The 25822-nt window shown below is 63.4% G+C and carries 20 protein-coding genes and 3 tRNA genes; 12 read left to right on the forward strand and 11 right to left on the reverse strand.

The window, feature by feature from the left end; all coding sequences use genetic code 11:
* Positions 1-127: 127 nt before the first annotated feature.
* The gene (locus CXY83_RS02970; RefSeq protein WP_158251813.1) at positions 128-874 is read left to right on the forward strand and encodes a right-handed parallel beta-helix repeat-containing protein; all 747 of its coding nucleotides are present in this window, start codon (positions 128-130) and stop codon (positions 872-874) included.
* 91 nt (positions 875-965) lie between these two features.
* Here CXY83_RS02970 and CXY83_RS02975 read toward each other — a convergent pair whose 3' ends face one another.
* Entirely contained in the window at positions 966-1484 is a 519-nt protein-coding gene (locus CXY83_RS02975; RefSeq protein ID WP_104195926.1) for an adenylyltransferase/cytidyltransferase family protein, read from the reverse strand.
* Between the two features lie 280 nt (positions 1485-1764).
* Between CXY83_RS02975 and CXY83_RS02980 the strand changes: the two genes are divergently transcribed.
* A complete protein-coding gene (locus CXY83_RS02980; protein WP_104195927.1) occupies positions 1765-3612 on the forward strand; it encodes a hypothetical protein in 1848 nt (615 codons plus the stop codon).
* An 81-nt stretch (positions 3613-3693) separates the two neighbouring features.
* Here CXY83_RS02980 and CXY83_RS02985 read toward each other — a convergent pair whose 3' ends face one another.
* A complete protein-coding gene (locus tag CXY83_RS02985) occupies positions 3694-4767 on the reverse strand; it encodes a glycosyltransferase family 4 protein (RefSeq protein ID WP_104195928.1) in 1074 nt (357 codons plus the stop codon).
* A 225-nt stretch (positions 4768-4992) separates the two neighbouring features.
* On the opposite strand from CXY83_RS02985, the gene CXY83_RS02990 reads away from it, so the two are divergent.
* The 4 genes from CXY83_RS02990 (at position 4993) to CXY83_RS03005 (ending at position 11553) form a co-directional block, all read left to right on the forward strand.
* Positions 4993-5730, forward strand: a complete 738-nt coding sequence (locus CXY83_RS02990; protein ID WP_104195929.1) for a hypothetical protein — start codon at positions 4993-4995, stop codon at positions 5728-5730.
* Between the two features lie 119 nt (positions 5731-5849).
* A complete protein-coding gene (locus CXY83_RS02995) occupies positions 5850-9428 on the forward strand; it encodes a PKD domain-containing protein (RefSeq protein ID WP_146069834.1) in 3579 nt (1192 codons plus the stop codon).
* A 78-nt stretch (positions 9429-9506) separates the two neighbouring features.
* A complete protein-coding gene (locus CXY83_RS03000) occupies positions 9507-10481 on the forward strand; it encodes a glycosyltransferase family 2 protein (RefSeq protein WP_104195931.1) in 975 nt (324 codons plus the stop codon).
* On the forward strand, positions 10474-11553 hold the full coding sequence (locus CXY83_RS03005; protein ID WP_104195932.1) for a glycosyltransferase family 4 protein: 1080 nt from the start codon (positions 10474-10476) through the stop codon (positions 11551-11553). Before CXY83_RS03000 ends, CXY83_RS03005 begins: the two co-directional genes overlap by 8 nt.
* 41 nt (positions 11554-11594) lie before the next feature.
* Here the strand turns inward: CXY83_RS03005 and CXY83_RS03010 are convergent, their stop codons facing one another.
* The 5 genes from CXY83_RS03010 to CXY83_RS03030 form a co-directional block, all read right to left on the reverse strand.
* Positions 11595-12605, reverse strand: a complete 1011-nt coding sequence (locus tag CXY83_RS03010; RefSeq protein WP_104195933.1) for a glycosyltransferase — start codon at positions 12603-12605, stop codon at positions 11595-11597.
* The gene (locus tag CXY83_RS03015) at positions 12605-14071 is read right to left on the reverse strand and encodes a polysaccharide biosynthesis tyrosine autokinase (protein ID WP_158251814.1); all 1467 of its coding nucleotides are present in this window, start codon (positions 14069-14071) and stop codon (positions 12605-12607) included. The genes CXY83_RS03010 and CXY83_RS03015 overlap by 1 nt, the downstream gene beginning before the upstream one ends.
* A gap of 127 nt (positions 14072-14198) precedes the next feature.
* Positions 14199-14972, reverse strand: coding sequence for a CDP-alcohol phosphatidyltransferase family protein (locus CXY83_RS03020; RefSeq protein WP_104195935.1), 774 nt, complete (start codon positions 14970-14972; stop codon positions 14199-14201).
* The gene (locus CXY83_RS03025) at positions 14969-16222 is read right to left on the reverse strand and encodes a DUF1972 domain-containing protein (RefSeq protein WP_104195936.1); all 1254 of its coding nucleotides are present in this window, start codon (positions 16220-16222) and stop codon (positions 14969-14971) included. Before CXY83_RS03025 ends, CXY83_RS03020 begins: the two co-directional genes overlap by 4 nt.
* A 1-nt stretch (position 16223) precedes the next feature.
* Positions 16224-17771: a sugar transferase gene (locus CXY83_RS03030; RefSeq protein WP_104195937.1), complete on the reverse strand. Its 1548-nt coding sequence runs from the start codon at positions 17769-17771 to the stop codon at positions 16224-16226.
* Positions 17772-18243: 472 nt separating this feature from the next.
* On the opposite strand from CXY83_RS03030, the gene CXY83_RS03035 reads away from it, so the two are divergent.
* Both CXY83_RS03035 and CXY83_RS03040 read left to right on the forward strand, forming a co-directional pair.
* Complete coding sequence (locus tag CXY83_RS03035) at positions 18244-19293, forward strand: dipeptidase (RefSeq protein WP_104195938.1); 1050 nt, start codon at positions 18244-18246, stop codon at positions 19291-19293.
* 325 nt (positions 19294-19618) lie between these two features.
* Positions 19619-19951, forward strand: coding sequence for a hypothetical protein (locus CXY83_RS03040; protein ID WP_104195939.1), 333 nt, complete (start codon positions 19619-19621; stop codon positions 19949-19951).
* Positions 19952-20065: 114 nt separating this feature from the next.
* Here CXY83_RS03040 and CXY83_RS03045 read toward each other — a convergent pair.
* The 3 genes from CXY83_RS03045 to CXY83_RS03055 all read right to left on the reverse strand — a co-directional run bounded on the left by CXY83_RS03045 (position 20066) and on the right by CXY83_RS03055 (position 20441).
* Positions 20066-20141 (reverse strand) — tRNA-Phe (locus CXY83_RS03045).
* A gap of 68 nt (positions 20142-20209) precedes the next feature.
* Positions 20210-20283: transfer RNA gene (locus CXY83_RS03050), tRNA-Asp, on the reverse strand.
* Between the two features lie 85 nt (positions 20284-20368).
* Positions 20369-20441, reverse strand: a tRNA-Glu gene (locus tag CXY83_RS03055).
* A 266-nt stretch (positions 20442-20707) separates the two neighbouring features.
* Between CXY83_RS03055 and CXY83_RS03060 the strand changes: the two genes are divergently transcribed.
* On the forward strand, positions 20708-22075 hold the full coding sequence (locus tag CXY83_RS03060; protein WP_233200541.1) for a M23 family metallopeptidase: 1368 nt from the start codon (positions 20708-20710) through the stop codon (positions 22073-22075).
* Positions 22068-23513, forward strand: a complete 1446-nt coding sequence (locus CXY83_RS03065; protein WP_104195940.1) for an NlpC/P60 family protein — start codon at positions 22068-22070, stop codon at positions 23511-23513. Before CXY83_RS03060 ends, CXY83_RS03065 begins: the two co-directional genes overlap by 8 nt.
* A 179-nt stretch (positions 23514-23692) precedes the next feature.
* Here the strand turns inward: CXY83_RS03065 and CXY83_RS03070 are convergent, their stop codons facing one another.
* A complete protein-coding gene (locus CXY83_RS03070) occupies positions 23693-24184 on the reverse strand; it encodes an inorganic diphosphatase (RefSeq protein WP_104195941.1) in 492 nt (163 codons plus the stop codon).
* Positions 24185-24228: 44 nt separating this feature from the next.
* Here CXY83_RS03070 and tilS point away from each other — a divergent pair, with 44 nt between their 5' ends.
* On the forward strand, positions 24229-25209 hold the full coding sequence (tilS, locus tag CXY83_RS03075) for a tRNA lysidine(34) synthetase TilS (RefSeq protein ID WP_104195942.1): 981 nt from the start codon (positions 24229-24231) through the stop codon (positions 25207-25209).
* Positions 25210-25231: 22 nt separating this feature from the next.
* Entirely contained in the window at positions 25232-25804 is a 573-nt protein-coding gene (hpt, locus tag CXY83_RS03080) for a hypoxanthine phosphoribosyltransferase (RefSeq protein ID WP_104195943.1), read from the forward strand.
* Positions 25805-25822: the final 18 nt, after the last annotated feature.

Here is a 25822-nt window from a genome sequence, read left to right on the forward strand (position 1 = left end):
ACCGAGTCCTGCTCCGGCACCGAGTCCTGCTCCGGCACCGAGTCCTGCTCCAGTGCCGGCACCTGCTCCAGTGCCGGCGCCGACACTTCCCTCCACGGGAGGCACGCCGAACGGCAGTAACACCGGCGTGCCAGCGGGCACCAGGTTGACGGTGCACAACGGCGACCTCACTATCACCGAGGAGGGCACCGCCATTGACGGATTGGACATTCGGGGCATGGTCAGGATCGCAGCCCCCAACGTCACAATCAAAAATTCGATCGTGCGCGGACGAGACCTGAGTGGTCCGATGGCCCTTATCAGCAATCTCGGCGGCTACGAAAATCTGCGCATCATCGACACGGAGCTGTTTCCCTCCACGCCGTCACCCGATGTCCAGGGAATCTACGGCTACAACTTTGAGGCAAAACGCCTCAACATTCATGGTGTCATCGACGGTATCCACCTCACTGGCGGAAACGTCGCGATCACGGACTCCTGGGTGCACGACAACCTGCACTACGACAGAGACCCAAATCAGGGAGGCACACCGAGCCACGACGATTCCATACAAATTCAGGAAGGATCAAATATTCGCATCGACGGCAACCGGTTGACCGGTGCCTGGAATGCTTCCGTGCAGGTCACTCAGGACCGCGGCGACGTGTCCAATCTCACCATCACAGATAATGTGGCCGATGGCGGCGGATGCTCGATCAACCTTGCCGAGAAATCCCGCGGCCCCCTGCATGGAGTGGTCATCACTGACAATATTTTTGGTCGCAACACTCGGGTCGACGATTGCGCGGTGATTGCGCGTGCGTCCACGAAGGTGAAGATGGAGGACAACTACTACACGCCGGATGACACCCTGGTCGTGATTCACCCCGGATAATCGGCGCATCCAGAAATCCAGAAAGGAGGGCGGGTTCCTCGTGCACTGCACGCGGAACCCGCCCTCCCGCCGTTCTGGGAGCCAATCGGCTCTAGGAGGTGCCCTCGATCGCTCGGGTCTGCCAGCGGGAAGCGGCGTCCGGTCGCGTCAACGCATCCAGGGCCCGGCGCAGTATCGTGCTCGAGGTGTTCACTGTGTATGGAAAATAGACCACATCAACACCGACAGCGGCGAACTCGCGCTCCAGGTGCATACCGCGAGGGGTGCCTCGCCAGTCGTCGCCCTTGAAGAAGACGTCGAAGCGCAGCTGGCGCCACGTCTCCAACTTGTCTTGCACGACTTCGGCAACGGCCTCATCGACGAATGAAATATGCCGCACAATCTCGAGGCGCTCGAACAGGGGAACAACAGGGGTGACGCCCTTGGTCAGCTCCAGCATTTCATCGGACACGACGCCAGCGATCAAGTAGTCACACTGGCTTTTGGCGTGTTTAAGGATGTTGAGGTGGCCCACGTGAAAAAGGTCGAAAGCGCCTGCGGCATAGCCGATGCGAAGAGGCCTTGTGGAGTTGGTGCCTGCATCGGGGGAAAGGGATTGTCCTGCGGCCATACAATGCTCAGATTTCTCTCAGGCTACCCCGCGAGCGCGGCAGAATTCGAATAGAGGGAGTCAGGGGAGGTAGTGAGGAATCCTAACGTCTATTGACCGGTCTGACTAGGGCGCCGCGTGACACGTTCACGTTCGGGCTGCTGGCGATTGTGGCAACCTGCACTTTGCGGGTAGGAGGAAACGAGAAACTGAGTATGATTCACAAACTGCGGGGGTCGTCTCGAGGCCACCGAAGACTAGAAGATGAGGTTCCTTTATGTTATGGCGTTTCCGTTCCCCTGTGCCAGCCATTGTCGCCCTCGCCGTACTCTTCGGTGCGATCCTTACTGGGGCGGGAGCGGCTCAGGCCGACACCTCACCCCCCAGCGCCTCCACTCCCAAGACCGTCGCAGCGGATGCCCTGCCTACAGCGCAAATCAACGGCGTCGTGTGGTCGCAGGTCATCGTGGGGAACACGGTCTACGTTGGCGGAGAGTTCACCAGGGCCCGTCCCTCGGGAGCCCCTGCCGGAACGAGCGAGGTCTCCCGCAACAATCTCATGGCCTACAACTTGTCGACCGGGGTGATGACATCCTTCAATCCCAGTGTTAACGGTGTTGTGCGGGCGATTACCGCCTCCCCTGACGGATCCCGCATCTATGTCGGTGGCGGCTTCAGTACTGTCGGAGGCGTCGCCCGCTCGCGGCTCGCGGCCTTCAGCACAACAACCGGTGCGCTCTTGTCCGACTGGAAGCCCACGGCGAATGGAACCGTCCGTGCCCTCGATGCCTTCGGCGGCACGGTGTATGCCGGCGGAAGCTTCACATCGACCAGCGGCCAAAGCCGCCAGAGGGCCGCATCGTTCAATGGCCCGACCGGTGCTGTGGGGGCGTGGAAAGGCACCATTCCCAATGGTGCGGTCAACGCGCTGACGGTCTCACCCAACGGCGACCGGGTCGTCATCGGCGGGTCATTCACCTCATACAACGGGGCAACCACTCCCGGCTACGGGATGGCCGCCACGAACTCGAGCACGGGCGCCGGCGTGACCTGGAACATTGGCAAGCTGATCAAGAATGCCGGCCCCAACGGGGCCATCCTCTCGCTCACCTCTGACGCTGACGGCGTCTACGGTACCGGCTACGATTTCGGGGCCGGTGCTATGTTCGAGGGAACATTCCGGGCTAGCTGGAGCAGCGGCAACACCGTCTGGATCGAAGACTGCCATGGTGACACGTATTCGGCTGTACCGGTCGGCGACGTTGTCTACACCACCGCCCACGCCCATTTCTGCGGCAATATCGGCGGACCCCCCGAGACGACGCCGCGCAGCTACCACCGCACCCTGACGTTCACCAAGGCCGCCGGCTGCACGATTGCCCCCAATCAAACGGGCAGCAGTTACTTCAACTTCGGCGGCCGGCCGTGCCCCACCCTGCTGGCGTTCTTTCCCGACATCAATACCGGCACTTATACCGGGCAGGGTCAGGGACCGTGGAACCTCGCGGCGAACTCCCAGTACGTTCTCTACGGTGGCGAATTCACGATCGTCAATAACAAACGCCAACAGGGGCTCGTGCGCTTCGCTGTCTCATCGATCGCGCCAAACAAGGAAGGTCCTAAGGCCACGGGTTCCAACTTTCAGCCCACGCTCAGCACCCCCAGCGCGAACTCGGTGAAGGTGACCTGGAAATCCAACTACGACCGAGACAATGAACAGCTCACCTACCAGGTGCTCCGAAACGGTGTCGTGGTACGCACTCAAACCGGGCTGTCAGCGGACTGGATTCGGCCCAGCATTAGCTGGACCGACACTGGGCGATCGGGTGGCACGACCTATACCTACCAAGTGCGGGCGACCGATCCGTTCGGCAATACTGTGACCGGATCATCGGCAAGCATCCAGGCTACCGGCGCTGCCAATAAGACGGCTCCCGACCAGACCATCACGCCGGATGCGCCGGCGAATGCCCCCGACGCAACTCTGACTCCGGATGTGGCTCCGATGCCCGACGTAGTTCCCGACGTGGTTCCCGACGTGGTTCCCGCGCCGGATGTCGTGCCGGAACCTAGGGTGCAGCAGGACCCAGGAATCAAGCCGATGCCGAATGACGCGCCTGCGCCGCTGCCCGAGGTGCCAGCCGCCTAGAGCGGTGGACTCATCGCCCATCACCCCTGAAGGGGCCGCCCGCTAGTCGAGTGGTCCCTTTGGGTTTGCTCTGCATCGTCGCTAACTTCTGGTGATGACCCGGGCAATGAGGTCACGACGACGATCCTGCGAAAAAAGCCTGTTGACCGCGGCTGGATCTGGCAGCGAAGGGTGAGCTTTCAGTGTCACGGACAAGTCAAGGAGTGCGGCGGTAATGTCCCGGTCAGGGAAATCCGTGCGCGACACCCCAATGCCGCCGACGACCGGAAGGACTTCTCCCGCACCGCCGTCCGCGAAGCCAACCGACCGCAGGCCAACCCGCCAGGCTTCGATCGGTACCAACCCGAACGGCTCGGGTGTAGACGGAAAGCAGGCCACGGCATCGATCTCGCTGGCGATGGCCGCCACTGAGGCAGCTTCTCCGCGGTACTCGATGCGCGGGTCACGACTGACCAGCGCCAACACGTCCTGAAGAGCATCATCCTGTCCGGGGTACGGCGCACCGAAGAGCAGGAGCCGCCAATCCTGGCCGGACAACGCCGTCGATTGGAATGCCGTGGCCACCTCCAGGTGCCCCTTGTGCCCATTGACGCGTCCGACGACGGCGAACGTCAGTGGGTCGTGCACACCACGCACCGGTACGGCCTCAACGGAGCTGAAAACCGGAGAGGTAACCGTCAGACGGTCCGACCCTACGCCTTGGGAGTGCAGCCACTCGGCAGTGGCCCTGCTGCATGCGCACACCGGAAAGGTGCCGGGTGCCAGCAATGTGCGCACAAGCAGGCCACCGACTCGTCCCAGGAGCAGTTCGTGCACCGAGACATAGAAGCGTCGGCGACGCAGACGGAGCACGGGAATGTAGGCGCTCAGGGCCAGGGTCCACAACACCACGACGTCGGCGAGCGCCACGTCGTGCCGCAGCGTGAGCGGATGTAGCAGGTCGGTCAACTTGCTTCGGCGCAGCACTACCAGCGACGGATCGATCACGACCGAAACCGCTGCGCCGAACCGGGCCAGGTCCGTGGACAACGGACCGGTGTGTGGAACAACGATGAGCACTTCGTGCCCGAGGCTGACCAGGCACTCTATTTCCTGGCAGAGCACCTTGCTGGCACCGTAGGCATCATTGCTGCCGTGCAGAATGGCAAATTTCATGTCTGTCACCTCGGTCGGGTGTTTGGTGTGTTACCGGGCAAGCGCCGGAATTCCACACTGTACAGCCTGAGCGGGTGCCCCCGTTCGGGGTTCAGCCGCCCCCTAGGAATGAGGGTGCGTCCCGTGTATTAATAGCTGCACCGCGTTATTAGCGCACGGTGTCAGCAGCTGCACCAAAGAATGCAACCCGATCGTCAGACCAGCCGAGCAACCTGGAGTTTCACCATGGCAGTGCGCCACCCCGTCGATGACAACACAGGCCCCACCGTGGGTGGGAATTCGATTTCTCGGCGGCGTGTCTGGTGGATCGTTGCATCCGCTGCGCTGGCAGTACTCATCGTCGTCCTTGTGGTCGCCGGTGTCGCCGCATCGAACAATGGCGGCCCGAACCCGGCTGCACACAACAGCAACGCCCCTTCGCCGAGCCCGCGGATGACTGCAACGCCCACCGCGGTGCCATCGCCCGACCCAGCACCCACAGCGGTTCCGACTGCCACGACGCCCGCGCCGACCGAGGCTGTCGCTGCCGAACCTGCTCCGCCCGTCGAACCTGCTCCGCCCGTCGAGCGGGCGCCGGTGCCGCTGACCGATTCCGCCGCAGCCGTTCCGGGTCTGGTGTTCAGCATCGGCACACTCGAAGCCGTCGACGGGGTCGCGCGCGGTCCGGGCGAGGTGGGTGGGCCTTCCCTGCGTTTTGCTGTGACCGTGCGCAATGACACGTCCGACGCTGTGGCATTGACTGCAACCGTGGTCAACCTGTTTTTCGGTGCTGAGCAAAGCCCGGCGACTGAATTGACGGCGTCGGGTGGAGCGCCGCTACCGGAATCGGTCGCTGCGGGGGCGACCCAGCAGGGGGTTTTCGTTTTCGCGGTGCCGAGTGACCAGCGCGACCAAGTGCGCATCGCCGTAGATTACTCCGCGGGCGTGCCGATCGTGCTGTTTGAGGGCGCAGCCCCGCGCTGAGTGGCTATGTGCTCGTGCCCCGGATAGGGGGCAGCCGTTTATGAAAGATTCTCACTATACTCCGAAGAATGCGGTGGCTACCCGACGGCCCGGCACCTCGTCTTGAGTAAGGAATCACCGTGCGACTTCTCCCGGCGTCTCGCTTGCACGTCAACGCGACCATGGCCACGGCCAGTGGCGCGATCCGACCGAGTGCCACTCGGTCGTTGAAACTGGGCTGGGCCAGTCTGGTGACCATCATCACGGTGCTCGCGAGCCTCGTGACGTTGCCTCTGGTGGCGCAGGCGGACACCCGCCCGGTGGATGCTGGCTCACCGCTCACCGTCGCTGCCGATGCCCTGCCCACGACCCAGATCAACGGCGTCGTCTGGTCCCAGGTCATTGTCGGCAACACTGTCTATGCCGGAGGCGAGTTCACACGGGCTCGGCCGGCCGGCTCGGCAGCCGGTGTGAACGAAGTTGTCCGCAACAACCTGCTCGCCTACAATCTGTCGACCGGCGTTCTGGTCGAGAGCTTCAATCCAGACCTGAACGGAGCCGTTCGGTCTCTCGTAGCATCGACCGATGGTACCCGGCTGTACGCCGGAGGGTTCTTCACGACCGTTGGCGGAGTAGCCAGATATCGCCTGGCCGCGTTCGACACTGTCAGCGGCTCCCTTGTCTCCTCTTGGGCACCGACGGTGAATGCCTCGGTGAAGAGCTTGGCAACCTTCGGTGACACCGTGTACGTGGGCGGGGTGTTCACCACGGCCAGCGGCATCGCTCGTAATCAAATCGCTGCTTTCGCCGCCTCGAATGGCGCACTGCGTGTCTGGAGCGGAGAACCGGTGGGCGGGTCGGTCAACACCATGGCTGTTTCGCCGGACGGCACCAAAGTTCTTATCGGCGGGTCGTTCACCTCGTACAACGGCAGCGATGCCCCCGGCTATGGGATGGCCGCGACGGATGCCGTCACCGGCGCCTCCCTGCCCTGGGCCGTCAACGCCCTGATTCGCAATGCCGGAGTCAACGGGGCCATCACCAGCCTGACCTCTTCGGCCGCCGGTGCCTTCGGCACCGGCTACGACTACGGAAGCGGGGCAAACTTCGAGGGCACCTTCCGGGTGAGCTGGAGCGACGGCTCCCTCATCTGGATGGAAGACTGTCACGGCGACACCTATTCGGCGGTGCCATTCGGCAACGTCGTTTACACCACCGGTCACACGCACTACTGCGGCAACATGGGCGGCCCGGTCGAGACCACACCACGCTCCTACCACCGCACTCTCACCTTTTCCATGGCTGCGACCGGCACGCTCACTCCCAATGCCGTCGGTAGCTATGCCAGCTTCACCGGCAAGCCGAGTCCGAGCATCCTGACGTTCTACCCCGAGATCAACTCGGGCACGTTTACCGGTCAAGGCCAGGGGCCGTGGACCATCACCGGCGACGGGCAGTACCTGCTCTATGGCGGTGAATTCACCAACGTGAACAACAAGGGCCAGCAGGGCTTGGTGCGCTTCGCCAGCACGGCGATCGCGCCCAATAAGGAAGGCCCACGCGTGGCCAACGCGGCCTTCGCGTCATCCGCTTTCGTACCTACCGTGGACTCCCTTTCGGCGGGCACCGCCCGCATCGGATGGAAGGCCGCCTACGACCGGGACAACGAACAGCTCAGCTACGAGGTACTGCGTGACGGTGTCTCCGTCGGCACTGTGACCGGCCTGTCGACCGACTGGTCCCGGCCGGCGATGGGCTTCACCGACACCGGACTCACATCCGGGCAGATCTACGTGTACCGCGTGCGTGTACGGGACGCCTTCGGCAATGTGAAAACCGGCGGTCCGACCAGCGTGACCGTATCGGGTTCGGGTGACTACAGCGCCTACGCCAAGACCGTGCAGAGCGATTCGCCCTCGTCATACTGGCCGCTCGGCGAATCCAGTGGTACGACAGCCTACGACTGGGCTGCGGCCTCAAACGAGACCGCAGGCACCGGCGTCATCCGCAGCGTACCGGGCGCGCTTGCTGCAGACTCGGGCACAGCCTCCCGTTTCAGTGGCACGACCGTGGGCACGGCGGCATCATCCGCATTCGAAACTCCTCGAGGTGCTTTCACCCTGGAAGCCTGGGTGAAGACCACCACCACGAAGGGCGGCAAAATCATCGGGCTGGGCAACAGTGCCACCGGCGCCTCGACCGCCTACGATCGCCAGATCTATATGGACAACGTCGGACGACTCTGGTTCGGTGTGAAGCCGGGCATCTTGCGCACGGTCAACACGACCGCGGCATACAACGACGGTCAATGGCATCACATCGTCGCGTCCGTCGGTGCTGCCGGAATGTCCCTCTACGTCGACGGCGCCCTCGCCGCCCAGCGCACCGACACGACGTCGGCGGCGCCGGTCCAGGGCTACTGGCGCATAGGCGGCGACAACCTCAGCGGCTGGACCAGCCGACCGGCCAGCGATTATATTGAGGCCGACATCGACGAAGTGGCCGTCTATAACACGGCCCTTGGCGCCAGCGCCATCGCCCGGCACCACTCGATCGGCCAATTCGGACCGCCCGCCAACGTGGCCCCGACTGCTTCATTCAGCAGTGCGATCACGTACCGCGACCTGAGCGTCGATGCCACCGGATCGACCGACTCCGACGGCACCATCGCGGGTTACGCCTGGGACTTCGGCGATAACAGCACCACAACCGGAGCCACCGCAACGCACTCCTACGCGGCCGCCGGCAGCTACGTGGTCACCCTCATCGTCACCGACAACTCGGGAGCGAGCACGGTTACCACCCGCACGGTCGATGCCACCGAACCGCCGGCGAACGCGCTGCCGACAGCCGCATTCAGCTATCAAGCCACGCCGCTTACCGTGGCGGTGGATGCCTCCACCTCCGGCGACAGCGACGGCACCATCACCGGCTACAGCTGGAACTTCGGTGACGGGACCTCCGGCAGCGGCGTGACCGCCTCGCACAGCTACGCGGTCGAGGGCGCCTACGATGTGACCCTCACCGTGACCGACAATTCCTTAGCCACCGCGCAAGCCAAGCAGACGGTTGTCGTTCCGGCAGCCGACCCGAACACACCGCTGGCTACCGACGCGTTCTCCCGCAGCCTGGCAACCGGCCTGGGCGCCGCCGACACGGGGGGAGCCTGGACGACGACCGGTACGGCATCGAATTACTCGGTCAGTGGTGGAGCCGGCCGCTTCAAGGCCGCCGCCGGAGCCACCGTCAATGCCTACCTGTCTGGCGTGTCCCTGCTCGACACCGACATGCTCGTCACAACGACCCTCCAACAGGATGCGACCGGTTCCGGCGCGTACACCTCGCTGATCGGCCGCCGGGTCGGCACGGACGATTATCGGGTGCGCATGAAGAATCTGTCGACCGGAGTTGTGCAACTGCAACTCATGCGCGGCGCTACCAGCCTGAAGGCCCAGAACATTTCCGGCCTCACCTACACAACCGGAAGCGCGCTGCAACTGCGCGTTCAGGTCATCGGCTCGGCTCCGACGACAATTCGTGCCAAAGTTTGGGCCCTCGGCACGCCGGAACCCTCGGCGTGGCAGACCACGGTGACGGATTCGACCGCTGCGCTGCAGACATCCGGTGCCGTTGGTCTGGCCTTCTATCTGGGGTCGACCGCCACAGTGACGCCCGTCACCGCGACCTTCGATGACCTGATCGTGAAGAGAGCCACTTGAACGGCGGCCCGGTCTCGAGCTCGCCAATCGCGCACGGCGCGCACAGCACTTTTCTCACCGCTACAGAAGGGATTGGCCATGTCACTTGCCAATCGATCCACAGGTGACCCGCGCGTAGTGATCGCGGTGCTGACCTATCGACGCCCCGCCGACCTCGAGGAGCTCCTGCCCGAACTGCTCGATCAGGCCGGCATGGTGCTGGCACCGGTGGAGATCATCGTCATCGACAACGACCCTGATGCCGGAGCGCGCACCCTCGTGACCGACACCAGGTGGGTGGAAACTGGGGAGCCCGCATCGACCGGGGGGACGCCCATCCGATACGTGCACGAACCCACCCCGGGTATCGCCTCGGCGCGCAATAGAGCACTGCAGGAAGGCCAGGGTGCCGACCTGCTTATCTTCATCGACGATGACGAACGACCCAGCAGCCACTGGCTCGTGCAGTTGCTCGATACCTATTCGACCTATCGGCCCGCGGCCGTCGTTGGCCCGGTACTGTCGCAGTACGACATCGAACCAGACCAGTGGATTCGGGCCGGTGGCTTCTTCGAGCGCCGCCGGTTCACTACGGGCACGCCGGTATCGCTCGCGGCAACGAATAATCTGCTGCTCGATCTGGCCCAGGTGCGTCGGTTGGAGCTCAGCTTTGACGAACGGTTCGGGCTGTCAGGCGGGTCGGACTCGTTGTTCACCCGGCAGCTGCACCAGCGCGGCGGGCAAATGATCTGGTGCGATGAAGCCATCGTCATCGATATAGTTCCGGCGGATCGTCTTACCCGGGAGTGGGTGCTGCAACGCGCATTTCGCATGGGTAACACCTGGAGTCGTATCAACCTCGACGACACTGACCGTGCCAAACGGGTGCTGGTGCGGATGAACCTGCAAGCGCGTGGCGCCGCGCGGCTGTGCGGTGGGATCGTGCGATACATCGCTGGATCCCTCGTCGGGCAGGTCCCGTTGCGCGCCCGAGGGCTGCGCACAGCCGCCCGCGGTGCTGGGATGCTGGCAGGCTCCGTGGGCTCGGTCTACCACGAGTACAAGCGTGGCTAGCGGTCGAATTCTGACCGACCGGGCACGGCTGTACCGTACGCTGCGCAGCGCCCACCTGGAACGAGCACATGAGTTGCCGGCGGCCGCCATTCTGTTCCGAATCAAAAGGTATGACTTTCACGAGGAACTGGCGACGGGCCTCGTGCTTGTGCAGGCTCACCCCGTGCGCGCCGCGTGGTTGCTGGCTCACTCCACGGTCACGACGCTGGAAATTGGCGAACCGCTCATGCTCTCGAGCGTCTGGGCCAGCACGCTAGCGATCAGCGCCCTGCGCCTGCGTGCGCTGATCGGCGGTAGCCGAGCAAGCATCGTGTGTTACGCCCTGGAAAACGCGGACCCGTTCCAACGCCAACTCGCTATCCGGGCACGACTGCGTCGCGGTCTCAACGGCGTTGCCGCTCGCTTCGTCTGGCGTCAAACTGACCGCATCGTTTTTGGAACGGATGCGGCGCGCGTCACGTACCGCACAGCCCTGCCCGAACCTGCTCGGGATGCCGTCTCGGTCGTTATTCCCGCGTTGCCAGCCACATGCACCTGCAGCGCTGGCGGTGACCCTGAGGTGAACCGGGTGGTTTTTCTGGGAGCATTCGCCCAGCGTAAAGGGTTGCCAAGCCTTCTCGCGGCTTGGCCTCTCGTGACCAAAGCGCTGCCCGAGGCCCGCCTCACCCTGATCGGTAAGGGTGCGCTGGAGAATCAGGCGCGGCAAGCCGTCGCCAGCGACCCAACGATCGAGCTTGTCATCGACCCGCCGCGCAGCGAGATTCACCGACAGTTGCGTCGTGCCAGCGTGCTGGCCCTGCCCAGCCAGCCGACCGCCACTTGGCGTGAGCAGGTCGGCCTGCCGATCGTCGAGGGTCTCGCGCACGACTGCTCGATTGTGACCACGACCGAAACCGGGCTTGCGTCCTGGCTTGAGGAGCACGGCCACGAGGTGGTCGCGCCGGGCTGCACGCCGCAGCTGCTGGCGGATGCTGTCGTGCGCGCGCTGCAGGCACCTCGCCCCGCAGCTGAGGATCTGCCGGCCATCGATGGCCGGCTCGCCGCCGACGCCTGGCTATTTGTTGGCGCCTGAGCGCTCAGCAGCCGATCGTGGGCCAGTCGATATCGCTCGGTTCAGCGCGAGCGGACTGACTGAATGGCCCGGCCGTAGGCCTCGACGTGATCGGCGGCTCCGACCGACCACCGGCGGTGCGAGAGGTCGGGCGCGGGGGCGCTCCGAGGCCGCCGAGCGCGCAAGAGCGCATCGGCCAGAACCTCTGCGCTTAGTGGCCCGGTGTAGGTGAGCACCCAATCAGTGCCGACCTCGTTGGCCAGCGCGGTGGTGACCGCGTTCTCTGGTACCAATACCGCCCGGTCGAGCGAGAGGGCCAGCAGCGCGGCGCCGGAGTTGTGCATCTCGGTGTAGGGCAACACGACCAGTTCGGCGGCGCGGATGGCGTCGGCCAGTTCGGCGTCACTGGCGTGGCGCAGCATAAACTCGACTCGCGGGTCGCCGGCCGACGTGCGCTGCAGCCGCTTTGCCAGGTCGCGTGTTTGGGGAGCACCGACAATATGCAGCGTCGGCAGGGGATCGTCCAGGGCCGCGGTGTCCAGTTGGCGAAAAGCGTGGACCAGGGTGTCCACACCCTTGTAGGGGCGAATGAGTCCGAAGTAGAGCAACCGACCTGGCATGGTCGCGCCCGACATCAGGTCACCGTACCAGTCTCGGTAATCACCGTGCGGGATGGTGTGTTCGAGCGCGTCAGCGGGCACCGGTGTGAATGAATTGAGCCTGATCCACAGGGTGGTGCGCTGGTCGAACCGCTCGAGTAAACGTTGGTCATGCTGGGGTGAGAGCTCATGACTCCGCACGTTGTGCAATGTTCGCACCACCGCGGTGCGACGCAGGCGCAGCCGCACCAGAAACAGGCGGAACAGCATGCGTCTGGCTAGCGCCCGGGCCGGTGTCCGACCCTGCACGAGAATCTCCGGCCAGTGTGCGTGGAACACGTCGTAACGGCTGGTGAGCGCCCGGCGCCAGGTGAAGCCGAGCACCTCGACGTGCGGGCTGAGCGAGCGGCTCAATTGCAGCAGGTAGGGATTCGTCGTCGTGCGACCCTCCGGAAAAGATTGGAGGACCCGCACTATGACGACCGTGTCGATTCCGACGCGCGAGAGTCGCGACGGCCCGTTTCATCGAAGGTGGTGCGAGGCGCTCGGGTAGCCGTGACCCGGTTGGTCGTTTCCGGAGTCAGCGCGGCAGTGCGAGTTGTTGGGGCGAGCGGTCCGTAGTACACCTCAGCGCGACGCTCCCGCACCTGGTTGAGTACGATGCCGAGAATGCGCGCATTGACGGCTTCAAGCGACTCCAGCGTGGTGGCCAGCTGTTGGCGGGTGGTCGCCTTGTAACGGGCGACCACGATGGCACCGTCGGTGAGATGTGACAGACCGAGGGCGTCGGTGGCCGGCAGCAGCGGCGGGGAATCGACGACGATGAAGTCGTACTCGAGCAGTAGGCGCTGCATCAGGGTCTTCATTGCGGCCGAACCGAGCAACTGTCCGGGGTTGGGCGGCACAGCGCCGGAGGGCAACACGTCGATGCCATTCGACCAGCGCACGATGGCGTCGTCGGGTCCGACATCGCCGAGCAGAACAGTTGTCAGCCCGACGTCGCCTTCGAGATCACACAGCTCGGCGATCGACGGGCGACGTAGGTCGGCATCAATCAGGAGCACGCGCGACGAGCGTTCCGCCATGGCGAGGGCAAGGTTGATCGCGGTCGTGGATTTGCCATCACGCGTCACCGCGGACGTGACCACGGCGCTGCGTGGCGGGCTATCCACGTCGATGAATTCCAGGTTGGCCCGCACCCGTCGATACGCTTCAGCCAGGGCACTGTGTGGCATCACCCGCATGACCAGGCCTGCTGGGTCGGTGCGCTTCTTGCGACCGACCTTCCCAAGCAGGGGATCGGAGGAGACCCGATCGAGGTCCTTCTCTGTGCTCACCCGGGTATCGAACACCTCGCGGGACAGGGCGTACAGCACGCCGAGAACGAGCCCGATCAGCAATCCGGTGATGACGATCAGCTGCGTATTCGGTGCAAACGGGCTGTCCGGCAGTTGAGCCGGAGAAACCGTCTCGACCGTGATCGACGGCAAGTTGTCGGGCCCTTTCGGCGCCAGATTTCCTACCGCAGTGGCGAGGGAATCGGAGACAGCATCAGCGAGGGCCACGGCCTGCGTCGCCGACAGGCTGGTAACGGTGATGTTGATAAACACCGTGTTGATGGGAATCTCCGCGGTGACACGGGAGGCCAGGGCCTGCGTGGAAATATTCAATCCGAGCTTGCTGATCACGGGCCCCAGAACGGTTGGTGTCGTGGCGAGTTGCGCGTAGGACTGCACAAGGTTTTGAGTGAAAGTTGACGACTGCAGCAGCTCACTGGTCGTCTCACCCCGGTCACTCGTCACGAAGACACTGTTGGTTGCCTGGTACTGCGCCGGAAGGGTGGCCGCGTAGCCCCACGCCACCGCGCCGCCGAGGATGCCCACAATAGCGATGAGCAACCACCGCCTCGTGATGGTCCTCAGATAGTCGATTGGTTCCACAGCTTTCTCCATCCGGTTGCGCCTACACTACAATCAAGGTGATCAAAACTCACGTCTGAATGTGTGAAAAAGCATCCCCAGAACGAGGCACACGGCAAAGTCGTTACGTTGTCACCGCAGATGTCAGCTACGGTCGGGCGACTTCCCGGCGTCCCAGCGCGGTCATATCGCGAAACCATTTACCCAGCGCCAGGGCGAGATAAAGCGCATTGGCCACGAAAAGCACGCTGTACACACCGAAAAACGCCAACGGTGCGCCCAGCAGTACGAAGGCGAGACAAAGCACGCCGTAGTCGGTCGGCAGACCGAGAAATGATCGTAACGCGGAGCGGGGAGCGGTGGAAGGCGGCGCCGTCGGCGCATGCTTGGCTTTGAGCAGGTCGTTCAGAATCATTGCGAAGAACGACACGGCAGCCACGGCCGCAAACCCGACGGGCACGAGCAGCCAAGTCGAGCTGGACAGTGGAAAGTGTGTGAACATCGTGATGAGCACTGCAAGATGCAAGGTTGAGATCTTGATGGAGTCAACGACGTGGTCGAGCCATTCCCCCGAGGGGGAACCGCCACCGCGCAACCTGGCGACCTGGCCGTCGGCCGAGTCGAAGGCATACCCGATGGCGAGCAGCAGCCACACGACGAGTCCGAGCCACCAGCTCGGCTCACCGATCGCCAGTAGTACGATCGCGCAGAATGTGAAGCCCGCGCTGACGGCGGTGACGTTGTTGGGGGTCAGGCCCAGACGAAACGCGCCCGCCGCGAGGTAGCGCCCGACGCGGCGGTTCACGTAGACGGAATAGGGCGGCGCGCCGCGCGCCGCCGTCTTCTGGGCGGAGGACAGACGCCGAACGGTGTCAGAGTACGTTTCGGTCGAACGAGCGATTCGGGCCGAGGTGCTGGTCATGAGCTGATCCCCCTGGAAAGTGCGGTTGACGGTTGCTTGCTCAGGCTGTCGGAAAGGCTCCACATCGACACTCCGGCCCTGCCGGTGCTTTGACGGTGGCTGCTGTAGCCGACGGCCACGCGCCGGGCGAGTTGTTCGTAACTGTCCGTGACGCTGTCCCAGTTGTAGAGTTCCTCGGCGCGTCGTTGCAGCGCCGCGGCAACTTCGGCCACGCGCTCGGGGTTCAGTTCGGCATCTTCGAGCAAGGCGCTCAGGGACTCCGCTCGTGCGAAGTAGGCACCGTCGACACCGAGGACCTCACGATTGAAGACGACGTCCCACGCGATGACCTTGGTGCCCGCACCCATTGCCCGCAACAGCGACGGGTTCGTTCCGCCGACCGAATGACCATGGAGGTAGGTGTTGGCATGAGTGTAGAGCTGGTCGAGCTGATCCTGGTCCCAGACACTGCCAAGCATGCGAATGCGGGAATCAGATGCGGCGAGGTCGCTGATACGGGTGATGTGGTTGGCGGCGTATGGCGCAGAGCCGACGACGACGAGTGGCAGGCGGGCAGCGCTGGCCCGATATCCTTCCACAATGACGTCGACGTGGTTTTCTGGTTCGAACCGGGCGACGACGAGATGATAGCCGCCGGGGCGAAGACCGAGTTCGGCGAGCCGATCGGTCGGGGTGTCCTGCAGGATTCGGGTGCCGTAGGAGATCAATTCGGTTGGAATGGAAAATTCGTCCCGGTAATAGTCGACGATGCCTTGTGCGTCAGCGATGAGGGCATCAGCTTCGCGCACCGATACTTCCTCGGCCCAGCGGTAGTACCGCCGTCCCGCGCCACCCCATTTGCCGCGCTTCCATTCCAGGCCGTCCACGTGCACGACGCTGGGGATTCCGCGGAGACGCAACAGCGGCACAAATGGGGCGTTGGCGGCGTTGAAGACGAACGCGACATCGGCCGGACGGTGCAGGGTGGCGTGCAAGACCGACAGTCCGGTGTGGCTCAGGGTCTCGAGAATTTTGTGGCGCAGTGCCGGCAGCTCCACGAGTTTCATGCCGAGGTACTCTTTTGGCACCGGCTGGGCGGCGCGGCGGCAGTAGACGGTGACGTCGTGGCCTCGGTCGACGAGGCGGCGACCGATCTCCTCGATGGCGGTTTCAAATCCGCCGTAGGCGGCGGGCACTCCGCGGGTACCGATCATTGCGATGCTCAGACGCCGGTGGTTGGTGGGCGCAGTGTGTTCGATCCCCGCGGTCATGTCAATACGCCCCTACTGGTTGAATGACGGTCTTGAAGGTGCGCCAGATGATCATCAGGTCGCCGGTGAGGGACCAATTCTCGACGTAATACAAGTCGAGTCGTACGCTGTCTTCCCAGCTGAGATTCGACCGTCCGTTGACCTGCCACATGCCGGTCAGGCCGGGCTTGATGTACAGGCGGCGATGCACGTGGGTTTCGTAGACCTGAACCTCTTCGGGCAGTGGCGGGCGGGGTCCGACCAGGCTCATCTCGCCCACGAAAATGTTCCACAGCTGGGGCAGTTCGTCGAGCGAGTACTTGCGCAGCACACGACCGATCTTGGTGATCCGGGGGTCGTTGCGAATCTTGAACAGCACCCCGGAAGCTTCATTCTGGTCGAGCAGGCCGGCCAGATCGTCTTCCGCGGTCTGTACCATGGAGCGGAATTTGATCATGCGAAAGGTTTGTCCGTTGCGGCCGCAGCGTTCCTGCCGAAATAGTACGGGGCCGGCGCTGTCCAGCTTGATAAGCACGGCAATGACCGCGAGCACCGGCAGTAGGAACACCAGGGCACAGGACGTCGTGACGATGTCCAGGGTTCGCTTGAGGGCGTGGCGCCCCCCCTCGAATCGAGGAATTTCCACGTGGATCAGCGGGAGGCCTTCTACCGGGCGAAAGTGGATGCGGGGACCAGCAACATCCGTTAGTCGGCTGGAGAGAACCAGCTCCGCTGACGTTCCCTCGAGGTCCCAGCCGAGGTTGCGGATGTAGGAACTGCCGCCGCTGGGCTGCCCGGCCACGATGACCGTGTCGACGCCCATGGCGGCTGCCGCAGCGGCGACATGTTCGAAATCGGACACGATCGGCACCCTGCGTTCGCCGGCCGAGATCTCATCCCCGATGCCGTCTTCCAGGGCAGCGCCAACGATGTAGTAGGCAGCGCCGGACTTGTTGTCGATCTGGCTGACGACATATTCCACGTCGTCGCGGTTTCCTACGACGATCACGCGAGAGAGGTAGTGACCGAACTTGCGCTGGTGCAGCAGCCATTTGCGCCACAGCCACCGTTCCAGAACCAACACGATAATGCCGAGGGGGAGCGCCAGAATAAAGTACAGCCGGGCGATGTCGATGTTGGAGATCAGAAAAACGATGGCGAGCATGCCGAAGGTCACCGCGCTGGCGTTGATGACCTGCTTGTATTCACTCGCGCCGACGCCGATGACGCGGGAATCCCTGGTATGAAAAAGTTCGAGGGTCATGAGCCAGGTCGCCACGATCAGTAGTGACAGGAGCCAGTAATTGGCGCTGAACGATCCCGGTACGGCCGGAATGCCATCGACGCCGAACCGAAACACCAGTGCCACAGCGACAGCGAAAACGATGACGGCGACGTCGGTCAGTCGAAGCTTGGTGCGGTACCGTCGCGCCCAGATCAACCCCGAGGAAGCTGTGTCGACGGCGATATCGGCGTGCGCCGACGTGGCCTGGTCGACGAGCCGCAGTTTCGGGGTGTGCCCAAGCGGCAGGGACTCGGCAAAGGACGCGGGAGAATCTGATTCACTCATGCGTCGTTCCTCCTGCAGTCGAGCGTGGAAGCTGCGCCAGGAGTGGCCGGTGCAGGGTTGAGTGAGGGGTCGCCGAGGGGGTTCGGCGGGTTACAAGTGAAAATCACTTTTTCATTCCCTGCAGTCGGGTTTACAGGAACAGGCGGTCATGGTGACAAGGTGACGATGCTGGCACTTGTCGGTGGCGGAGCGCGGCGTAGGAAGATGATTCTTTCTCAGCAACTTACTGGCAGAGACTACCCCGATTCCAGTCGGTGGCGCTGTAACCTCAATTGGGGTCAAAACCCCCTGCTTGGGGGAAGTTGCAGCGGCGGGTGTCCCGGCCGCACGGAATTGCCGGACTTCAGCCCCGGTTTTGCGGGCAAAAATTCAAAACTGAGCGCCGCAGTGCCGGGCCGCCTGGGCGCACAAAGTGCTCGGTGGTGTAAGTCCTAGGCTGGCCTGAACGCATCGATTGCCGGGAAGAGTTCACATGACCGTAAGAAGTCCGAAATTTGCCGTTATTGATGGCCACAACGACCTTGCCTGGGCCTGCCGCGAGCATCGCCAGTACTCGGTTGCCGGGCTGGACGTCGAATACGATTCGGAGCGCAGTCAAGTTCAGACGGATGTCCCCAGGCTGCGCCTCGGCGGGGTGCAGGGCCAATTCTGGTCGGTGTGGGTGCATAGCGATTTCACGGGCGCCGATTCCGTGCAAGCCACCCTGGAGCAGATCGATTTCATCGACCGCCTGATTGCGGCCTATCCTGACGATTTCGAGCGGGCCGTGACCGCCGACGACGTTCAACGCGCACAACACGCCGGAAAGATTGCGTCGCTACTGGGGGTCGAGGGCGGCAATCAGATGAACAACTCGCTCGCGGTGCTTCGAGAGTATGCGCGGCTCGGCGTGCGCTACATGACCCTGACCTGGAACTCGACGACCGACTGGGCTGACGCGGCCGTCGATGTTGCGACTCACAACGGTCTCAACGATCGAGGCCGGGCCGTCATCGCCGAGATGAACCGCATCGGAATGATGGTCGATCTCTCGCACGTCTCCGCTGCCACCATGCAGGACGCCCTCGATGCCACAACGCTCCCCATTCTGTTCAGCCACTCCTCGTGCTTCGCCCTCAATCCGCACCCGCGCAACGTGCCCGACGCGATTCTCACCCAGCTCGCCGCCAACGATGGTGTGCAGATGATCACCTTTGTGCCGGCCTTTCTCTCCGCCGACTACCGCGACTGGGAAGACCATGGTTCGGTGGGGGAGAAGCCGCAGGTTACCGTGGCGCACGTGGCTGACCACGTTGAGCATGCCCGCAATGTGGCCGGCATCGATCACATCGGTCTCGGCGGAGACTTCGACGGCTGCCCCGACATGCCGGTCGGCCTCGCCGACGTGTCGGAATACCCCAACCTGTTTGCCGAGCTCGAACGGCGCGGCTGGAGCGACGCCGACCTCACCAAGCTTGGTTCCCAGAACGTTCTGCGTGTTCTTCGCGCAAACGACCCCGCCTACCGCGCCTTCCTAGCCTAAAACCACCTGAATCGGGTCGCTGAACGTGGCCCCGGACGACGCAGGGCCGCTCTGGCTTGGACGGTATTTTGCTCGGAGCGACGCAGCCAGCCTCAAGCTTTGTTTTCTCGAGTCCATCGGTAGTAGTCCGCCGTTTCATTACCCCTAATCTCCCCGAGCCTCCCCGAGTGGAGGCTGATCCGGGTACCCGCGAGGGCCTCACGTGTTACCCCACACGCTCTCTTCCCGTGCACTTTCTCCGCTTGGTCTCGGTGCGAGGCTAAGACGATCACCGCGCTGATTTTTCATTACTGCACATGTTTCACAGAGAAAGCGACACCCCACCATGAAGATCACCACAAAAGTGAGCGTTGCCACCATGGTGGTCCTGGCGACTATCCTGTTGGCCGGCTGCTCCACAACCGCCTCAACCACCTCATCTACCAGCGTTCGCATGAGGAAATTCGGGCCACGTCACCATCCGGGTGGCGCGCTCGATCAGCAAAATAATCCCTCGGATGATTATTGTGCTGTGCGTCGCTCACACGAGTACGCGCCAGCCGCTGACCTAACCCCAGATACCAAGTCAGCACGCATTACGCCCCTGCCAGCGCAGACGCTGGAGGTGCTCCGCCGCCGTCGCGAAGTGCTGCGGGAGTTCAGCGGGCTGCTGAAGTGAGGGGACAGCGACTCGATGGCCTGATCTGAAAGTGCGGGGTCTATGCGGGGTGGATGACTGAAAACTTACGCACGAATGAAAAAATCCCCGTAAGCACAAGGCTTACGAGGATTCTGGTGGCCCCGACCGGCGTCGATCCGGTGACCTTTCAATTTTCAGTCGAACGCTCTACCAACTGAGCTACAGGGCCCCGAAGCTGCGCAATAAACGCCTCTTCTAAGAAAAAAGCCCTTCCTTTCGAAAGGGCTATTTTCTTTGCGACCCTGACCGGACTTGAACCGGCGACCTCCGCCGTGACAGGGCGGCGCGCTAACCAACTGCGCTACAGGGCCTCGATGTGAAAATGTGAATCTGTGTGCGAGGCACTTGGTAAGACTATTCTATTTATTTTGCTACTTCGTGCACGTGCAGTTTGCGTAGCCCCAACGGGATTCGAACCCGTGTTAACGCCGTGAAAGGGCGCCGTCCTAGGCCGCTAAACGATGGGGCCGTGAGCCACAATGTTCATGGCTGCCGAAGAGTAAGCATACGGTCTTGTGGGGCGAAGGCCAAATCGGCACGCGCAGCATTTGGTTGGATGGCAACTAATTTTCGACACCAATTCGCAGCGCGCCCGCAAATGGACGGGCCAGCGGTTATTTCGCGAGTTAGATTCGCCGGTGAGACTGGGCGAATCCTGCCCACCTTGTTACGCTGAAGAGTCTGCCTCGGCGCACGTGGCAACTGCTATAAGCCTGTTGGGAAACAATGATTCGCATGAAAACCGTGGACGGCCGCGAGACTGACCTGCCCACCCGCCGCTTGCGAGCAACCAATCGGTGGCCCAGGCACACCCTGACATTGACCAGCATCATGGCCGCCATGACTCTGTTGGTCACCCTGGTGAGCCCGATAGCTCCAGCGAGCGCTGTCGATTACCCTTCCTGGCAGGACCTGCAAAACGCCAAGGCAAACACGGCCACGGCCACGGCGCAGGTGACCGCCATTGAGAATCTCATCGCCGGCCTACAGGTGCAGGTGCAAGAAACCCAGGCCGCTGCCGAAAAAAGCGCCAGCGAACTCGAGGTCGCGCAGCAGGAATTCGACGACGCCACCCGCCGTGCCAAAGATATCCAGGCACAGGCCGATGCGAGCAAGGCCACAGCGGATGCCGCCACCAAGCAGGCCGGCCAGCTCGCCGCCCAGCTCTACCGCACCGGCGGAACCGATCTCAGCGTGAACCTGTTCCTCGAGGGCGAAGGGGACGGAGCCGATGCTGACTTGCTGCTGGCAAAACTCGGCAACATGAGCAAGCTCGTTGAACGCAGCTCCGATGTCTACGAATCAGCACAATCGGCCACCAATAACGCCCAATCGCTCGGTGACCAGGCCAAGGCCGCTCAAGCCGAACGTGAGACGCTGCGCGTCGCCGCGGAGGCTGCACTCGCCACGGCCCAGGCTGCGGCCGAAGCAGCAGCGAACGCCCTCGCCGACTCCGAAGCCAAGAGCGTCGAACTCGAACAGCAGCTGAAATTCATGCGCGACGCCCAGGCCACAACAACAGCGGGGTATGAAGCCGGAGTCGCCGAACGCGCCCGAATTGAAGCGGCCCGTGTTGCGGCTGCTGAAGAAGCGGTACGGGTAGCGGCAGCAGCAGCTGCAGCAGCGCGTGCCGGTAGCGGTGGTTCGGGTGGATCCGGTGGTTCCGGTGGCTCGGTGAGCATGACCGGTTGGGCCGTTCCGGCCGGCGGCCGCATCACCGGTGGCTACGGCCCTCGGGCGGTCATCTGTAACGGTGGTGACTGCAGCGGAAGCTTTCACTACGCCACCGACCTCGGCACCGGCTGCGGAGCACCAATCTATGCCGCCAATGCTGGCGTCGTTACCTGGGCTGGTCGCCTCGGCACATACGGAAACTTCGTGAAGATCAGCCACGGCGACAACGTCTCCACCGGCTACGCCCACATTCGCAATGGGGGCTACAACGTGAGTGTTGGACAGTCAGTGTCGGCCGGGCAGGTCATCGCCAGTTCCGGCGCCACCGGAGCAGCCAACGGCTGTCACCTGCACTTCGAAGTGTGGATTGGTGGAAACCGCATCAATCCCGTTCCATTCATGGCCGACCGGGGAGCATCACTTGGCTGAGAGCACCACCGCACAGGGCAACTCCGCACAGGGCAACTCCGCACAGAGCAACGCCAGCACGCGCGCACGCGTTCGCACCAAGTCAAAACGACTTCTTTCCGCCGTGGCGATCGGCGCGGTCTCGGCTGTCACAGCATCCGTTGCCGCCGCCGGTGGGGCCGCCTTTGCCGTCCCGGACTTTCCGAGCTGGAACGACGTTGAGAAGGCCAAGCAGAACGAGTCGACCAAGCTCGCCGAGATCGCGACTCTCGGCGAGCTGCTCGACGGTTTGGCGAGCCAGGCCGCGAAGGCTGTCACAACCGCACAGATTGCGGCCGAGGCTTACCGTGTGACGCAGGACGCCCTCGCCGCCGCCACCCGGCGCGAAACCAGCCTCAGCGAGCAGGCTGCTGCCGCCGAAGCCACCGCCGCAACATCGAAGATGCGTGCCGGCCTCATCGCCGCACACCTCGCCAAATCAGGTGCCAGCGGTCTATCACTCAACCTGTTTTTGAACGGCAGCAGCGCGGATGACTTGCTCGGCCAGCTGGGAACGGCCAGCAAGCTAAGCGAACAGTCCGAGCAGATCTACACCGAGGCAGTGCAGGACAAGAATGCGGCTGAGTCTCTCGGCGAGCAGGCGGCATCAGCGACCGAGCAACGCAAACGGCTCACCGAAGAGTCCAAGACCACGTTTGACACAGCCACGTCGAGTTCGAACGCGGCCGAGGTCGCCTACGACTCCCAGCAGCGCAAGTCGAGTGAGCTCTTCGAACAACTCGCCCTGCTCAAAGACACCACGGCAGAGGCCGAGCGCAGCTTTCACGCCGGCGAAGACGCGGCCGCTGCGGCTCAAGCGTTCGCACAAGCGCAGGCATCCGCTGCTGCAATAGCGGATGCCGCACCCGCTCAACCCGCGCAACCCGCTCGCGGCGCCGGGGCAGCGGCGGGTTCAGGATCTGCTTCCGGGTCGACCACGCCGGTGACGCCCGCTGTACCGTTCACGCCGGCTACACCGTTCACGCCGGCCACGCCGGTGACGCCCGCTGCATCGGCCGCGCCAGCTGCGGTACCTAACGCAAGCGTCGTCGACGCAGCACTCGCGTTCGCCCGCGACCAGCTCGGTGACCGCTACGTCTTCGGAGGCTCTGGCCCCGACGCGTGGGACTGCTCCGGGCTGACCAAGGCCGCCTATGCAGCCGCCGGCGTTTATATCGGCACCCACTCAGCCACGAACCAGTACAACACCATGGCCCAGCAGGGCAATCTCGTCTCCTTCGCCCAGGTTCAGGTGGGCGACCTGGTGTTCTGGGGCAACCCGGGCAACTACTACCACGTGGCGATCTACGTCGGTAACGGCCAGGTCCTCGAAGCCCCCAACCCCTCGACGCGCGTGCGCGTGTACAGTATCTGGTCGTCGTGGGCCGTCGCGCCGTACGTTGGCCGCCCCGCCGCCTAGCTCCGGTTTCTGACCGCCGGACGATGCGCGAGGGCGATTCGGGAGATCCGCGGAGGCCCCGAATCAGTGCGACAGCCACAAGCCGCCGGAAAAATTTGCTGAATTAGCCCCGTCGGCCTGGCCGCAGGCAGAACAAAGGCCCCCAGGGCAACCCGGGGGCCTTCATCGGGGGGTGAGGGTTAGTGGCCCTCGTCGGCCAGCTTCGCAATGCCGTCGACCACGATCTGGTTGGCTTCGGCAGCGTCGCCCCAGCCCTCCGTCTTGACCCACTTGTTGGGTTCAAGGTCCTTGTAGTGCTCGAAGAAGTGCTCGATTTCCTTGCGGGTAAATTCCGGAATGTCGAGGACATCCTGAATGTGATCCCAGCGGGGGTCACCGGCCGGAACGGCGATGACCTTCGCGTCGGAGCCGCCGTCATCAGTCATGTTGAAGACGCCCACCGGACGCACGGAGACACCCACGCCTGGGAACAGCGGGTAGTCGAGCAGTACGAGAACGTCAACGGGGTCGCCGTCGAGGCCGAGCGTGTTCTCGAAGTAGCCGTAGTCGGTGGGGTACATGAAGCTCGTGTAGAGCACACGGTCGAGGTACACGCGACCGGTTTCGTGGTCTACCTCGTACTTATTGCGGCTCCCGCGAGGGATTTCGATGACTGCGTCATATTCGGCCATGGCTGGTTTCTCCCTTGATCAAAGTCTGCCGCTAACGTTACTGGATGGAATCTGTCCACCGTCCGCGCCTGACTCCGGCCCGGGCTGATATTCGCCGGGCCGTGCGCGAGCTGCTCCCATCGAAGGGGCTCGTTCTGGTCGGTCTGAGCGGCGGCGCCGATTCGCTCGCGCTCGCTGCCGCGACTGCCTTTGAAGCCGGTCGGGCGGGCATCCGTGCCGGAGCGGTCATCGTCGATCACAATCTGCAAACCGGATCAGCGGATGTCGCGGAGCGGGCCGCCGTGGCCGCCCGACAGCTGGGCCTCGACCCGGTGCTGGTGTTGAGCGTTACGGTCGACAGTGCAGGAACGGGCCCGGAGGCGGCCGCCCGCACCGCACGGTACGCGGCTTTCGACCTGGCCCTCGAACGCTCCGGGGCGAGCAGCGTGCTGCTCGGCCACACCCTCGACGATCAGGCTGAAACCGTGCTGCTCGGGCTTTCCCGTGGTTCCGGACCGACCAGCCTGCGCGGCATGGCAGCGCGAACCGGGCCGATTCTGCGACCATTGCTCGGCATCCGTCGGGCCCAAACCCGCCAATTCTGCGCCGATGCGGGCCTTGAACCGTGGAGCGACCCGCAGAATTTCGACCCGCGTTACGCTCGGGTGCGGGTGCGCGAGACGGTGCTGCCGTTGCTCGAGAACGAGCTCGGCCCTGGCGTCGGGGTGGCGCTTGCCCGCACCGCCGATGCGCTGCGGGAGGACTCCGACGCGCTCGACGAGCTGGCGCGCACGATGCTGCAGGAACATTTTGCCAACGGCAAGATTGCAACGTCCGTGCTGGCCTCTGTTCCGGCGGCGGTCAGGCAGCGAGTGATTCGGTTCGGAGTCGAGGCGATGTGCGGGGTGTGGCTGAATCGAGTTCAGACCTTGGCCGTGGCGGCGCTCGTGACGCATTGGCACGGACAGGGGGCGCTCAGCCTGCCAGGTATTAGAGTTATACGACAGGACGGCATTTTGATTTTCTCCGCACCTGGACTCACCTGAGACAAAGGAATGCTTTTTCCACATGGAACCTCGCGACATTGATGGCGACCTCACCGAGATCCTGATCAGCGAGGAGCAGATTCGGGCTCGCTTGGCGGAGATGTCACGCCAGATCGAAGTCGACTACGCCGGCACCGACCTGCTGCTGGTCGGAGTGCTCAAAGGCGCGGTCATGGTCATGGCCGATCTGGCTCGCGAACTGCATCACCCGGTGACCATGGACTGGATGGCTGTCAGCTCCTACGGCTCTGGCACGCAGTCCAGCGGCGTGGTGCGCATTCTCAAGGACCTCGACACCGACCTCTCCGGTCGTAACGTGCTCATCGTCGAGGACATCATCGACAGCGGGCTGACCCTGTCATGGTTGTTGGCGAACCTGAAAACTCGCGGTCCGGCATCCATAGAGATCTGCGCCTTACTGCGCAAGCCGGATGCCGCGCGCGTCGATATCGACGTGAAATACATCGGGTTCAACATTCCGAACAAGTTCGTGGTCGGCTACGGACTCGACTACGACGAGAAGTACCGCAACCTACGCTCGGTGGGTATTCTCGCCCCGCACGTCTACTCCACCGTCGCCGCGCCTGCGCTCTAATCACAGCCTGCGCACCTG

This window comes from Cryobacterium sp. M15, from assembly GCF_002929675.1.
GTDB classification, from domain to species: Bacteria; Actinomycetota; Actinomycetes; order Actinomycetales; family Microbacteriaceae; genus Cryobacterium; species Cryobacterium lyxosi.

Coding starts and splice junctions, on each gene's coding strand:
- CXY83_RS02985 (WP_104195928.1), bottom strand. CDS start 4,767: ATGAAATTTGCCATTCTGCACGGCAGCAATGATGCCTACGGTGCCAGC.
- CXY83_RS03035 (WP_104195938.1), top strand. CDS start 18,244: ATGACCGTAAGAAGTCCGAAATTTGCCGTTATTGATGGCCACAACGAC.
- CXY83_RS03070 (WP_104195941.1), bottom strand. CDS start 24,184: ATGGCCGAATATGACGCAGTCATCGAAATCCCTCGCGGGAGCCGCAAT.
- CXY83_RS03025 (WP_104195936.1), bottom strand. CDS start 16,222: ATGACCGCGGGGATCGAACACACTGCGCCCACCAACCACCGGCGTCTG.
- CXY83_RS03040 (WP_104195939.1), top strand. CDS start 19,619: ATGAAGATCACCACAAAAGTGAGCGTTGCCACCATGGTGGTCCTGGCG.
- CXY83_RS02990 (WP_104195929.1), top strand. CDS start 4,993: ATGGCAGTGCGCCACCCCGTCGATGACAACACAGGCCCCACCGTGGGT.
- hpt (WP_104195943.1), top strand. CDS start 25,232: ATGGAACCTCGCGACATTGATGGCGACCTCACCGAGATCCTGATCAGC.
- tilS (WP_104195942.1), top strand. CDS start 24,229: ATGGAATCTGTCCACCGTCCGCGCCTGACTCCGGCCCGGGCTGATATT.
- CXY83_RS03000 (WP_104195931.1), top strand. CDS start 9,507: ATGTCACTTGCCAATCGATCCACAGGTGACCCGCGCGTAGTGATCGCG.
- CXY83_RS03020 (WP_104195935.1), bottom strand. CDS start 14,972: ATGACCAGCACCTCGGCCCGAATCGCTCGTTCGACCGAAACGTACTCT.
- CXY83_RS03030 (WP_104195937.1), bottom strand. CDS start 17,771: ATGAGTGAATCAGATTCTCCCGCGTCCTTTGCCGAGTCCCTGCCGCTT.
- CXY83_RS02975 (WP_104195926.1), bottom strand. CDS start 1,484: ATGGCCGCAGGACAATCCCTTTCCCCCGATGCAGGCACCAACTCCACA.
- CXY83_RS03060 (WP_233200541.1), top strand. CDS start 20,708: ATGAAAACCGTGGACGGCCGCGAGACTGACCTGCCCACCCGCCGCTTG.